13 protein-coding genes are annotated in these 14344 nt (G+C 35.1%); 5 read left to right on the forward strand and 8 right to left on the reverse strand.

The window, feature by feature from the left end:
• Nucleotides 1-28 precede the first annotated feature (28 nt).
• Both N4A35_14560 and paaJ read left to right on the forward strand, forming a co-directional pair.
• Nucleotides 29-166, forward strand: a complete 138-nt coding sequence (locus N4A35_14560; protein MCT4582636.1) for a hypothetical protein — start codon at nucleotides 29-31, stop codon at nucleotides 164-166.
• Between the two features lie 77 nt (nucleotides 167-243).
• Nucleotides 244-729, forward strand: a complete 486-nt coding sequence (gene paaJ, locus N4A35_14565) for a phenylacetate-CoA oxygenase subunit PaaJ (protein ID MCT4582637.1) — start codon at nucleotides 244-246, stop codon at nucleotides 727-729.
• Nucleotides 730-732: 3 nt separating this feature from the next.
• Here the strand turns inward: paaJ and N4A35_14570 are convergent, their stop codons facing one another.
• The 8 genes from N4A35_14570 to N4A35_14605 all read right to left on the reverse strand — a co-directional run bounded on the left by N4A35_14570 (nucleotide 733) and on the right by N4A35_14605 (nucleotide 9124).
• Nucleotides 733-1413 (reverse strand): GH25 family lysozyme, encoded by a 681-nt coding sequence (locus N4A35_14570; protein MCT4582638.1) that lies wholly within the window; start codon nucleotides 1411-1413, stop codon nucleotides 733-735.
• Complete coding sequence (rfbB, locus tag N4A35_14575; GenBank protein ID MCT4582639.1) at nucleotides 1410-2462, reverse strand: dTDP-glucose 4,6-dehydratase; 1053 nt, start codon at nucleotides 2460-2462, stop codon at nucleotides 1410-1412. The genes N4A35_14570 and rfbB overlap by 4 nt, the downstream gene beginning before the upstream one ends.
• A gap of 91 nt (nucleotides 2463-2553) precedes the next feature.
• Nucleotides 2554-3843, reverse strand: a complete 1290-nt coding sequence (locus tag N4A35_14580; protein MCT4582640.1) for a nucleotide sugar dehydrogenase — start codon at nucleotides 3841-3843, stop codon at nucleotides 2554-2556.
• A 147-nt stretch (nucleotides 3844-3990) separates the two neighbouring features.
• Nucleotides 3991-5034 carry a Gfo/Idh/MocA family oxidoreductase gene (locus N4A35_14585; protein MCT4582641.1) on the reverse strand — a complete coding sequence of 348 codons (1044 nt, stop codon included), beginning with the start codon at nucleotides 5032-5034 and terminating at the stop codon, nucleotides 3991-3993.
• Nucleotides 5034-5612, reverse strand: coding sequence for an N-acetyltransferase (locus N4A35_14590; GenBank protein ID MCT4582642.1), 579 nt, complete (start codon nucleotides 5610-5612; stop codon nucleotides 5034-5036). Before N4A35_14590 ends, N4A35_14585 begins: the two co-directional genes overlap by 1 nt.
• Nucleotides 5613-5616: 4 nt before the next feature.
• Nucleotides 5617-6603 carry an SDR family oxidoreductase gene (locus N4A35_14595; GenBank protein MCT4582643.1) on the reverse strand — a complete coding sequence of 329 codons (987 nt, stop codon included), beginning with the start codon at nucleotides 6601-6603 and terminating at the stop codon, nucleotides 5617-5619.
• An 18-nt stretch (nucleotides 6604-6621) separates the two neighbouring features.
• On the reverse strand, nucleotides 6622-7932 hold the full coding sequence (locus N4A35_14600; GenBank protein MCT4582644.1) for a UDP-glucose/GDP-mannose dehydrogenase family protein: 1311 nt from the start codon (nucleotides 7930-7932) through the stop codon (nucleotides 6622-6624).
• A gap of 61 nt (nucleotides 7933-7993) precedes the next feature.
• Nucleotides 7994-9124 carry a DegT/DnrJ/EryC1/StrS family aminotransferase gene (locus N4A35_14605; protein MCT4582645.1) on the reverse strand — a complete coding sequence of 377 codons (1131 nt, stop codon included), beginning with the start codon at nucleotides 9122-9124 and terminating at the stop codon, nucleotides 7994-7996.
• Between the two features lie 263 nt (nucleotides 9125-9387).
• Between N4A35_14605 and N4A35_14610 the strand changes: the two genes are divergently transcribed.
• From N4A35_14610 to N4A35_14620, 3 genes are read left to right on the forward strand one after another with little or no spacing between them, the layout of a single operon-like run.
• Nucleotides 9388-10620, forward strand: coding sequence for a gliding motility-associated C-terminal domain-containing protein (locus N4A35_14610; protein MCT4582646.1), 1233 nt, complete (start codon nucleotides 9388-9390; stop codon nucleotides 10618-10620).
• 5 nt (nucleotides 10621-10625) lie between these two features.
• Nucleotides 10626-11609 (forward strand): PorP/SprF family type IX secretion system membrane protein, encoded by a 984-nt coding sequence (locus tag N4A35_14615; protein MCT4582647.1) that lies wholly within the window; start codon nucleotides 10626-10628, stop codon nucleotides 11607-11609.
• Nucleotides 11610-11620: 11 nt separating this feature from the next.
• A complete protein-coding gene (locus tag N4A35_14620) occupies nucleotides 11621-14338 on the forward strand; it encodes a tail fiber domain-containing protein (GenBank protein MCT4582648.1) in 2718 nt (905 codons plus the stop codon).
• Nucleotides 14339-14344 lie beyond the last annotated feature (6 nt).

Raw genomic sequence — 14344 nt, forward strand, 5'->3', positions numbered from 1 at the left:
ATCAAATATAAACTATCTTTGTATTGGTATGAAAACTACAGCAGACACTATGAAAAAAGAACATTCGACTTGGCTAAAGCGAATTGGAGTTGTTGGTTTTCTTTTCTTTTTAATTAAAGGAATTCTTTGGCTAATTGCTCTATGGGCTGGTTACAGCCTTTTCTAAACTATTTTCTCTTAATAGGAATTCTTTTTTACACTTTTATTTTTAACTTTATAGTATAGAATTTATGCTATTTTATGATGTCTGAAGAAGCTATAATTTGGAAGTTATTGGAGGCGGTTCCTGATCCTGAAATACCTGTGTTATCTGTTATAGATCTAGGGGTAATTCGAAAAATTGATCTACAGAACGACCAAACACTGATTACCATAACCCCAACCTATTCTGGTTGTCCTGCAATGAATCAATTTGAAGACGATATCACTACGCACTTGACTAAACATGGCTATCAAAACATCATCATCAAAACATCTTATAATCCAGCCTGGACAACCGACTGGTTATCTGAAGAAGCAAAACATAAATTAGAAAAATATGGAATTGCCCCGCCTCAAGAAAAAACTACTGACAAGAGCTTCCTTTTAGGTGAACAGCCTACTGTTCGCTGCCCTCAATGTAAATCTACACATACCAAATTGGTTAGTCAATTTGGTTCGACAGCATGTAAAGCTTTATACCAATGTAATGATTGTAAGGAACCCTTTGACTATTTTAAATGTTTGTAAGGACTAAAAACAAAAACTAGATAGCTCTTCCTTTGTTCCATTAAAGTCATTCCCATCTACTGTACCAACGATACCATTTACCCTAACTTTTTCTGTAAACTGATGAAAATTCCAGGTTAGCCCTCTTAATTTATTTTTACTTGAATACGAAGCTACCCAAAGCGGATAGGCTTTAAACTCATTTTTTAGATAGCTGTTATAAAAAGACCTACTTGTATAAAGAATTGGCTTTACACCATACTTTTCTTCAGCCAATGCTAACCAATTGGCCACCCCTTTTTGAAGATTTTTCACCCCATACTTACTCATTTCCTCCACGTCTAACACAGGAAAGAAGTCTCCTTTAGATAGCTTAACATGTTGGATAAAGTTTTGAAATTGTTTTGAAGAATTTTCATTGGGTCTATAGTAATGGTAAACTCCTCTAACCAAATCCGCTGCTTTAGCTCCTTTCCAATTAACCTCAAACTGCTGATCTTTTCCATCCTGTCCCATTGTTGCTCTGATAAAGACAAATTCAATAGGATGATGTGAGGTTTTAACTTTTCTCCAATTAATATTTCCTTGGTAGTGGGAGACATCAATTCCAAACACATAAGCTTCATGAGCAATACCTAAATTCTCATTTTTACACCCATAAAATGCTAATAGTAAAAAAAGAAAAAGACAATAAAGCCTGATCATCTCTCTTTATACTGCTCTTCGTAATACTTTTGATAATCGCCAGAAGTAATATTATCCATCCATTGCTGATTAGCTAGGTACCAATCTATTGTAATATTCATCCCTTGTTCAAAAGTCACAGATGGTTCCCAGCCTAGGTCTTCCTTAATTTTTGTCGCATCAATAGCATAACGCATATCATGCCCTGCTCTATCTTTAACAAACGTAATTAAGTTTCTAGATGTTCCTTTTGGTCTTCCTAATTTTTCATCCATAGTATCACATAGCAAATGAACAATATCTATGTTCTTCCATTCATTATGCCCTCCAATATTATAGGTCTCTCCCAACTTTCCTTTATGAAAAATATCATCTATTGCTCTTGCATGGTCGACTACCCAAAGCCAATCTCTAACATTTAATCCTTCTCCATATACAGGTAGAGGCTTATTATTTTTAATGTTATTAATCATTAAGGGTAACAATTTTTCAGGAAACTGATGAGAACCGTAATTATTACTACAGTTTGACAGTTTAACAGGAATATTAAAAGTATGATAATAAGCCCTTACAATATGATCTGAACTAGCTTTTGAAGCAGAGTAAGGACTGCGTGGATCATAAGGTGTAGTTTCATAGAAATATCCTGTATCTCCTAATGATCCATAAACTTCATCAGTCGAGATATGATAAAATATTTTTCCCTCTAATTGCTCTTGCCAAATTGCTCTTGCTGCATTTAATAAATTTAATGTCCCTACAATATTGGTCATAATAAACTCATTTGGATTGGCTATTGAGCGGTCTACATGACTTTCTGCAGCAAGATGTATGACAGCATCAAATTGATACTCTTTAAAGAGTTCAAACAAGAAAGGGGCATCATTAATGTCTCCTTTCACAAAAGTGTAATTTGAATGCTCTTCTATATCTGACAAATTCTCAGGATTCCCGGCATAGGTCAACTTATCTAAATTAACAATATGATAATTAGGGTATTGGGTAACAAATAAACGTACAACATGGGAGCCAATAAAGCCACATCCACCAGTTACTAAAATATTTTTCATAATTGTGGTTATTTCTAATAAACTGTCTCAAATATAACAAAAAAAGAGCATCTTATCGATGCTCTTTTCTATTCTAATCTTCTACTAATTTTTATAAACTCCAGTAAGACAAGTCTTGAAACTGGTTTTTATACACGCCTTTAATGTCTACAAATTCACCTATATCCGTAAGAATAGATTTAAAGTATTCTTCATTTAATTGTGTGTATTCTTTGTGATTTACAGCTAAAACAACGGCATCATATTTCCCTGAAGGAGCTGCTGTTAGCTCATACCCATACTCTTCCATAAACTCTTCAGAATCTGCGTGCGGATCTACAATCTCGACTTCACAAGAAAACGACTCAAACTCTTTAATAACATCAATTACCTTAGAATTTCTAATATCACTTACATCTTCCTTAAAAGTTGCTCCCATAATTAAGATACGAGAATCAATAATACTTTTACCTTTTGCTAAAATTCGTTTTACACATTGTTTAGCAACATAGAAGCCCATTGAATCATTTACATACCTACCAGAATTAATAATTTTGGCATGATAACCTAATGATTTTGCTTTATGTGTTAAATAGTAAGGATCTACCCCAATACAGTGTCCTCCTACTAAACCAGGGAAGAACTTTAAGAAATTCCATTTTGTTCCAGCTGCCTCTAATACTTCATAGGTATTTATCCCCATTCTTCCAAAGATGATAGATAGCTCATTCATCAATGCAATGTTTACATCTCTTTGTGTATTTTCTATAATCTTAGCTGCTTCGGCTACTTTTAATGAAGACGCTCTATGTACCCCTGCATCAACAACTAACTCGTAGGTTTTTGCTATATTTTCTAACGACTCTGGAGTATCTCCTGAAGCCACTTTTACTATACTAGCCAAAGTGTGTACCTTATCTCCTGGATTAATTCTCTCGGGAGAATATCCCACATTAAAATCTTCTTTCCATTTTAATCCAGAAACTTCTTCTAAAACAGGAATACAATCTTCTTCAGTACACCCTGGATACACTGTTGATTCATAAACAACATAATCCCCTTTCTTTAACGCTTTACCAACTGTTGTAGATGCAGAAATCAAAGGTCTAATGTTTGGTTCTTTACTCGCATCAATTGGCGTTGGCACAGCTACAACAAAAAAGTTAGCTTCTTTTAAATCATCTATATTTGCTGTAAACTGAATATCACACCCCTCAAAATCTGAAGCTTCTAATTCATTACTTGGATCAACATTATTACGCATCATTTCAACACGTTTTTCATTAATATCAAAACCAATTACCTTTATTTTTTTTGCAAATTCTAGTGCAATAGGTAAACCTACGTAACCTAATCCTACTACAGCTAATTTTGCTTCTTTATCTACTAATTTATTATACATATCTTTTTTTAGATTTAAAGATCACTTCGCCTAAAGATTGAAACTTTAAGACATTGCTTTAATTCAAGACTTCTAAATTAATTTAAAAAATACTTAAAGTAAAAAAAAGTCTTGATGTCTTTTATCTTTAAGTCTCGTTTCTTTTTTTTAATACCCTTGTTGATCTCTTACTTCGTAAATTCTTTCAATAATATCGACTACTTTCAGTCCTTCCAATGCATTTGTGGTGGCAGTTGTTCTACCTTTTAATGTATCAACTACATTTTCTATCACATAATGATGGTTCGCAGCTGACCCTTTATATTGTCCATAATCATTTGGTGGATTTGAAGGAGGCAATTCTGGCATATCATAATCCTCGATATGACAATACTCTACTTCATTCATATACTGTCCCCCAACTTTTACGCTTCCTTTACTTCCTATAATGGTAATGCTACTTTCTAAATTTTTATTCCAAACCGCAGTAGAATAATTCAAACTTCCCATCCCTCCATCAACAAAATCAAAAGAGACAAAACCTGAATCTTCGAAATCAGTTGTTTCTTTATGTGTGAAATCACCAAACTTACCTTTGATGTTTGTGATATCACCAAACAACCAATACATAATATCAATGAAATGAGAAAACTGCGTAAACAATGTCCCTCCATCTAATTCTTGAACTCCTTTCCAGCCACCTTTTTTATAATAGCGATCATCACGATTCCAGTAACAGTTTACCTGCACCATAAAAGTGTCTCCAATAATTTTATTTTCTACGATTTCTTTTAACCAAACCGAAGGTGGAGAATATCTATTTTGCATTACAGCAAAAACATGCTTATGATTTCTCAAAGCTTTATAAATAACACTTTCACACTTTGCTTTAGATAAACCAATTGGCTTTTCTACTACAATATGTTTGTGTTTATCCAATGCCAACACTGCTTGGTCAGAATGTAAACCATTGGGCGTACAAATATTTGCGACATCAAAATCAATTCCACTAGCTAACAACTCTTCAATAGAAGAGAAAAAAGGTGTTGCTCCAAATGGCTCTAATGCTAAACTCTCTTTGGGACTTACATCACAAAGTCCTACGAGTTCTGATTCAGCATTATTCATTATCATTGTAGCATGGCGTTTACCAATATGTCCACAACCAACTACTACAAATCTTATTTTGTCATTTTCTTTATACTCCGCCATTATTTTATTCTTGTTACAGTATTATTTTCCAATAAATATTCTTGCCCACTTTCATCACAAACAGCTTTCCCGTCTTCATCAAAATTCAAACGAATTCCATATTCACTTACCCAACCTATTTGCTTAGATGGATTACCTACCACAAGTGCAAAGTTAGGAATATCTTTGGTAACTACCGCGCCTGCTCCTATAAAAGCATATTCACCGATATCGTGTCCACATACAATAGTTGCATTAGCTCCAATAGACGCTCCTTTTTTTACCACTGTTTTTAAATAAGAATCCCTACGATTTACTGCACTTCTGGGATTAATCACATTGGTAAAAACCATAGATGGACCTAGAAAAACATCATCCTCACATACAACTCCTGTATAGATCGAAACATTGTTTTGAACTTTTACATTTTTACCTAAGGTAACATCAGGAGAAACCACAACATTTTGTCCAATATTGCACCCCTCTCCTAACTTACAGTTGGGCATAATATGGCTAAAGTGCCATATTTTTGTTCCTTTTCCTATTTCACAACCTTCATCAATAAAAGCCGATTCGTGAGCAAAATATGCTTTCTCCATAAGTTTACTTTTTTATATATCCCTCAAAGTTATTATGATCTTTTTTGTATAGCTCCTCTTCCGAAAGGGATTTAAAATATTCATACGTTATTTTCAGCCCCTCTGATCGACTAACTTTTGGTTCCCAATTTAAGATTGCTTTGGCCTTATCGATATTCGGCTGTCTTTGCATTGGATCGTCTGTTGGCAATGGTTTATAAATTACTTTTTGAGTTGTACCTGTTAACTTAATGATTTCTTCGGCAAACTCACCTATTGTAATTTCATCTGGATTTCCAATATTAACGGGCTCAGCATAATCTGAAAGTAATAAACGATAGATCCCCTCTACTAAGTCATCAACATAACAAAAAGACCTTGTTTGTTTTCCATCTCCAAACACCGTTAAATCCTCTCCCCTAAGAGCCTGTCCTATAAAAGCTGGTAAAACTCTTCCATCATTTAATCGCATTCTCGGCCCATAAGTATTAAAAATACGAACGATTCTTGTTTCCACTCCATGATACCTATGGTATGCCATAGTAATTGCCTCTTGAAAACGTTTTGCTTCATCATATACCCCTCTAGGCCCTATTGGGTTTACATTCCCCCAATACTCTTCTGTTTGAGGATGTACTTCAGGATCTCCATAAACTTCAGAAGTTGAGGCAATAATCATTCTCGCTCCTTTTGCTTTAGCTAAGCCTAATAAATTATGGGTTCCTAAAGACCCAACTTTCAAGGTTTGAATCGGAATCTTTAAATAATCAATCGGGCTTGCTGGAGAAGCAAAATGTAAAATATAATCCAAGTCACCAGCTACATGTACATAATTGGAAACATCATGGTGAGCAAATTCAAAATTTTTCAACCCAAAAAGGTGCTCAATATTTTCCATTCTTCCAGTAATAAGGTTATCCATTCCTATTACATAATAGCCTTCTTTTATAAAACGGTCACATAAATGGGATCCTAAAAACCCCGCTGCTCCAGTTATTAAAACTCTTTTCATTTAAAAATCTTGTCCTTTTTATTTGACTGTTAAACGTCCAATACTTTCATAGTAATATCCTCTTTTTTCCATATCCTTTAAATCATAAAGGTTACGTCCATCAAATATTACTTTATTTTTTAGTGCTTTATCTATTCTCTCAAAATCAGGTGTTCTAAACACTGACCATTCTGTTGCGATCAACAAAGCATCTGCCCCTTCTAAAGCTTCGTATAAATTGCTAGCATAAGTAATTAAATCGCCTTTAACACCTTTTACATTATCCATTGCCTCAGGATCAAAAGCACAAATTTCTGCTCCTGACTTAGTCAGTTCATCTATCATATATAACGCAGGAGCCTCTCTAATATCATCTGTATCTGGTTTAAAAGCTAATCCCCACAACGCTAACTTTTTACCTTTTAAGTCGTTTCCAAAATATTTTTTTACTTTCTCAGCAAGTGTTAATTTTTGTCGATGGTTAACATCCATTACTGAATCAATAATTTCAAAATTAAAGTTAACTTCTTTACCTGACTTAACTAATGCTTGAACATCTTTAGGGAAACAACTTCCTCCATAACCAATACCTGGGAATAAGAAACGGTTTCCGATACGTGTATCTGTTCCCATCCCTCTTCTAACAGCATCAACATCAGCACCTATCAATTCACAATAATTAGCTATTTCATTCATAAATGTAATTTTTGTAGCTAAAAATGAATTGGCTGCATATTTTGTTAATTCTGCAGATTTTTCATCCATAAAGATGATTGGATTTCCTTGTCTTACGAACGGTTTATACAAACGATTCATTACTTCTCTAGCCTTTTCTGAAGTAGTTCCAATCACCACTCTATCTGGCTTTAAGAAATCATCTACAGCAAACCCTTCTCTTAAAAACTCTGGGTTTGAAACAACATCAAACTCTACCGTTGTTTTTTGAGCAATTGCAGCTGTTACTTTTTCTGCAGTACCTACAGGAACTGTACTTTTATCAACAATAACTTTATAGTCTGTAATCATTTCTCCCAGTTGCTCAGCAACTCCTAAAATATAGGACAAATCAGCTGATCCATCTTCTCCAGGAGGTGTTGGTAGTGCTAAAAAGATGATCTCTGCATCTTTAATCGCTTCTGCCAATTCTGTTGTAAACCTTAAGCGGTTAGCCTTAATGTTTCTTTCAAAAAGTACATCTAAGTGCGGTTCATAAATCGGAACTTCTCCATTTCTCATTTTCGCAACTTTTGCCTCATCAATATCTACACAAACAACATCGTTTCCTGTTTCTGCAAAACATGTTCCTGTCACTAACCCCACATAACCTGTTCCTACAACTGCTATTTTCATTCTTTAATTTTTATTTTAATTTTCCTAAAATAAGTATTTAGGAATAATTTTCTCTTGAATTTTATTTTCTTATGAATTCTTTAACTGATTCTATAATATAGTTCAATTCTTCCGTTTTCAATTCTGTATGCATAGGAAGAGATATAACAGAACTACACAACTCCATTGTTACAGGAAATTTTTCATCAGTAACTCCTTCTTGTAAATAGGCTTTCTGATTGTGAAGCGCTAGTGGATAATACACCATAGACGGGATTCCCTTTTCTTTTAGATGCGCTTGTAATTCGGCCCTATTCACTCCTTTTAACTTTAACGTATACTGATGAAACACATGGGTTGAATAATCTGCTACAAAAGGTATTTCAATATTCGCTTCATCTTTAAATGCAGCATTGTAATACATCGCAGCCTTATACCTTGCTTGATTATATGTATCGAGATGTGGTAATTTCTTTCTTAAAATTGCTGCCTGAATGGAGTCTAACCTTGAGTTCACTCCCACTTCTTCATGATAATAGCGCTCATACATTCCATGATTAACAATAGCTTTTAATCGCTTAGCTAACGCTGCATCATTAGTAAACAAAGCACCTCCATCACCATAGCATCCTAAATTTTTAGAGGGAAAAAATGAGGTTGTACCAATATCTCCAATAGTTCCTGCTTTCTTTACCGTCCCATCTTTAAATTTATATTCAGCGCCTATTGCTTGGGCTGTATCTTCTACGACATATAAATTGTGCCTTTTAGCAATAGCCAACACCCCTTCCATATCTACACATTGACCAAACAAATGGACTGGTATTATTGCCTTAGTTTTCGGTGTAATTGCTTTTTCTATCTCTTCTAAATTAATCGAAAAAGTTGCGCTATCAACATCCACTAAAACGGGCTTTAGCTTTAACAAGCCAATAACTTCTACGGTTGCTGCAAAAGTAAAATCGGCTGTAATAACCTCATCTCCCGGCTCAAGCCCCAAGGCCATGAGCGCAATTTGCAATGCATCGGTTCCGTTTCCACACGCAATGACATGATTAACATTTAAATACTCCTCTAGTTCCTCTTGGAATTTGGCCACCTCAGGCCCTTTTATAAAAGCCGTAGAATTTATGACCTCCTGAATTGACGAATCTACCTCTTCTTTTATTTTTAAATATTGACTCTTTAAGTCAACCATTTGGATATTTCTCATCTAATATTTTATTACTAAATATTTTGTTTCTAGATTTTTAGAAAACACACCCCACAAATATACTGAATGAATTAAAGTATTTGTAAGAAAAATTAAAAAAACATTCTTCAATCAAAATACTAATTTCATCCACCAATAAACATTAAATAACATAAATAAAAAAAAAGAACAAAAAATCTTGAAGAAAAATTCATATTTTGTACTTTTCAGGCCTTTTACTATTACCAACAATGCAAATTTACTTTACAATACTTTTGACATCAATGTTATTACCTATATATGCTATAGGTCAGACACATGCAGTAATAGCAGGAAACACTTCTCTTATCAATCTTGACAGCTCCTTTCTTATTGTAAAAGGCACTCTTCTAATCAACACTAACAGTCCTATAAAAAACAATGGAAATATAGAACTGACCAATGACTGGATCAACAACTCTGGTACTGAAGGTTTCACAACCAACAGCAATGGAAAAGTTACATTTAATGGCCTCAACCAATCAATTGATGGCTCTTCTTCAACATCCTTTTACCGGTTAAAACTTGAAAATGACACCAAAACGGCCTTACAAACAATCAAAATAAAGGACTCTTTTAATTTGATGAATACAATATTGGAAACCAATGACAATCAAATTATTTTATCTAACCCCAACAATGAAGCTTTAATTTGGGAAAACAGTTTTATTACCTCATCCAGTATAGAAGGTTATTTTATTCGTTCTACGAATTCCACTAATACTTACCCATTTCCTGTTGGAAATAATATGTTGGAAAATCAAATGAGAGTCGTAGAGTTAACCCCTACTTCTTCTGACTCCAGCTCATTTGGAGTTGCTTTATCCATCACCTCTCCCTCTAATGAAACAGGAATATCTGCTGCTGGTTCAACCGCTCCATTCCCCGTGGAAAATAAAGCTATTGACGTAAAAGCCATTAACACTTCTTTTTACCATAGAATCCACCAATTCTTTGGGAACAATCAAGTAAACACCAAAATCTACTTCCAACAATCAGACGACCACAATGAAATTACATACAGAAGTCTAGCCAACTGGAACTCCACTGATAATGAATGGCAGAATAACGACTTCACCATTTCTACAACAGATTCTATTATTACACCATATAATATTCCTACTGCTATTGCTATCAGTAATACACCTATCAATAATATTGATGACATCTACGCCTTAAATGGTATCAACCTTATATTCCCTAATTCTTTTACTCCAAATAGTGATGGGTTTAATGACCTCTTCGAAATAGAATATTTATCTGAAGAATATCCAGAGAACGAAATTACGATTTACAATAGATGGGGAGAAATTGTTTATAAAGCTGCACCATACCTCAACGACTGGGACGGCACATCTACAAGTAAAGGACTAAAACTAATGGGGAACACACTTCCTGAGGACACTTATTTTTATACCTTAACCCTTGGTCCCAACAGTCCAATAATTAAAAAATATATAGAACTAATACGAGATTAATTGAAATGCACTTCCCAAACCTAAACATATCACATTATGCATTGAAGTCTCTTCTTATAGTATTGACAATTTGCTGTTCTATAAAAACGAATGCTCAGTTAAATGCGCAAGTAAACCAGTATATGGTTTATCAACCTTACCTTAACTTTGCTGCTGCATCTAGCTATGAAACAGTTAACGCTGCTCTTTTTTACAGGAATCAATGGACTGGCTTTGAAGGAGCACCTGTTACTTACGGACTTGGTGTAGCCATTCCAATCCCTAAAAAAAACAGCATTAAACATTCTAACAGCACCATTGGATTATCTTTGAGAAGAGAAGAAATTGGCATCCATCGAAATGATGCTTTAAGTATTGATTATGGATATAGATTTCAACTAAACAGATCTACTTTTGTAAGTTTCTCCCTATCTCCTACACTTCGCTTTTTAAATGATAATTTCGGCTTAACAATACTCAATGATGTTGACCCTTTTTTAAACCAAACAGCTGTTAGTAAAACTGCTCCTAACTTCAAATTTGGTTCCTATTTATTTAAAAATGACTTTTATGTGGGGTTTACAACTGCCAATCTACTCTACAATAACATCTACCAAGACAATTCTTCCTACGCTGTAGAGACAGGTTTTGACCCTAAAAAAATCAACTATATTTTACATAGTGGATATCAGTACCACTTAAATAGAAACAATAGCATTATAACCTCTGGACTCATCCAAATTGCAGAGGGAGCCAACCTACACTATAACCTTAACGTTCTTTGGAGCACTCTTTCTGAAAAACTAGGAATAGGGGCTTCCTACAGAAGTACCAATAGTCTTGTTTTCATAACCAATTTCCAAATTCACAAACAATTTAAGCTTTCTTATGCTTATCAATACTCCTTATCGGAATTGAGTAACTACCAAAATGGTAGTCATGAATTACTATTGGTTTATCAAGTAAAACCCAAAAAGAAATTAATTAGAATAAGAACACCCCGATTTTAAACGATTAGATTATGATTAATAAATTGAGCTATACAATAATTATTATTTTTCTACTTCAAATCAACTTATTTAGTCAAGAAGGAGTAGCTATCAATACCACAGGAAGTGATCCTAACCAATCGGCGATGTTAGACATAGAATCCAACGATAAAGGTATTTTAATTCCTAGAATTGCATTGACAGCCACCAATTCTCCTCTACCAATTACATCTCCTGAAACAAGCTTAATTGTATACAACACAGCAACAACATCTACTGGGGCAAACGATGTTACAGAAGGGTTTTATTTCTGGAATGGTACAAACTGGGTTCCATTTGTTGTTGGGTCAACCTTAGGAACCGACAGTCAAACACTATCGCTTACAGGTTCCACGTTATCTATTGCCAATGGAAACAGTGTAACATTAGCAGATATTGATCCTAATAATGAAATACAAACGATTTCTAAAACTGGTAGTACCGTAACATTAAGTAATGGAGGAGGAACGTTTACCGACGACGACACTCAACTCACAGAAACTCAAGTGGATGCTTATGCCAACAACAATGGATACCTTACAGCAGAAGTAGACGGGTCTACCACTAATGAAACCAATACAGGGTTTACCATCAATGCCGGAAGCCTAGACCTTACAGATGCTTCGGGGACATTATCTGTAACACTGAATGACCTCAACACTGGTGACTGGCATAAAAATGGTAACGCTGGAACCACAGCTGGAACTGATTTTATAGGAACTACTGATAACCAACCATTAAGTATACAGTTAAATAGTACTGAGAAAATTAGAATAGAAACCAATGGAACAATTTCCACATTAAATACTGGTGGTTCTGTTTTCATTGGAGATGGAGCTGGTACAAACGACGACCAATCTGACAACAGAAATGTCTTTATTGGTTCTGGAGCTGGAGAACAAAACACTACCGGGTATCACAATACCGCAATAGGTGATAGTGCATTCTTTAATAGTACCGCTAGTGACTTTAATGTTGCTGTTGGACATTACACATTATTCGCAAATACAACAGGAGCTCAAAATGTTGCTGTAGGAGCAAAAGCGCTAGAAGACAACACTACAGGGATTAACAATACAGGAATAGGATCTTTAGCCTTAAGCGAAAACATAACAGGAAACTATAATACTGCCATTGGACAAACTGCACTATTATTAAACACTTCTGGAGCTAGCAACACAGGTTTAGGAACTTCTGCTTTATTATACAACTCAACAGGAAGTGACAACACGGCTGTAGGGCATGGCGCATTATTATTTAACACCATAGGAAATCAAAATACTAGTTTAGGTAGAGCATCTATGGTACTCAACACTTCTGGTACACAAAATACAGCTATTGGATACAATTCTTTATACTCCAATACAACTGGAGGACTAAATACTGCTAACGGACATTCTGCTTTGTATAGTAATTCTACGGGGATTGAAAATACAGGAACTGGATACGCTGCACTAAACGCCAACACCACAGGACAAAGAAATGCTGCTTTTGGAACTGCCAGTTTACAAAACAATACTACAGGAAGCTCTAATACAGCCTTGGGAAGAGGTGCACTTTTTTCTAATACTACTGCCGACGAAAACACAGCTGTGGGATTTGCCGCACTATTGTTCAATACTACTGGAAACAACAACTCTGCATTTGGGACAGCTGCTCTTCAAAGCAACACTGTTGGAACCGCCAACACTGGCCTTGGTAGAGGCGCTTTATTCTCAAACACTACAGGAATAAACAATACTGCCGTAGGATATGCTTCATTAATTTTTACAACAACAGGTCAACACAATTCTGCTGTTGGTATTGGTAGCTCTCAAAATAACACTACCGGAAGTAGTAACACTGCTTTTGGACGAAACGCATTGTTTACAGCTACAACTGCAGATGACAACACTGCCGTAGGAGCACTAGCACTCCAAAGAACAACTGTCGGGACAAGCAATACAGCTATAGGAAAAGAAGCACTGGAAGCTAACACCACTGGAAATAACAATACTGCTTCTGGAAAGTTCGCTCTTCCATTAAACACCACAGGGAGTAACAATACAGCTGTAGGATACCAAGCTTTAAACAGTAGCGCCACTGGAAACAATAATACCGCAATTGGTAGAAGAGCTTTTTATACAGGGACAGGGTTTTCTAACTCAACTGCAATCGGGAACAACAGTGCTATTACAGCCTCTAACCAAGTTAGAATAGGAAATGCATCTGTTACAAGTATAGGAGGATATAGTAACTGGGCGAATGTTTCTGATAAACGATTCAAGAAAAATATTTCTGAAGATGTTATTGGACTTGATTTCATTCTCCAACTAAAACCTGTTACCTATAACCTCGACATCAACAAACTCAACAAACACTTAAACCTAGAAGAACTTGATGAAGAAAGCAAACAAGAAACGATAGCTATCCAACTAAAGGAGCAAGAAAAACAAAGTGGGTTCTTAGCACAAGATGTTGAAGCGATAATGCTTCAAACCAATTACGATTTTAGTGGATTAGTTAAACCACAAAGCGAAAAAGACCATTATGGATTAAGATATGCTGAATTTGTTGTTCCTCTTGTAAAAGCTACACAAGAACAACAGGCCTTAATCGAACAGCAACAACAAGAAATAGAACAACTCAAAGCTGCTTTAAATAAACAAACCAACTTAACGCAAAGGGTTCAACAACTTGAAGAAATAATTAACAAGCTTTCTAATCAATAACCGATA

The sequence above is a fragment of the Flavobacteriales bacterium genome (assembly GCA_025210295.1).
Taxonomy (GTDB): Bacteria; Bacteroidota; Bacteroidia; order Flavobacteriales_D; family Parvicellaceae; genus S010-51.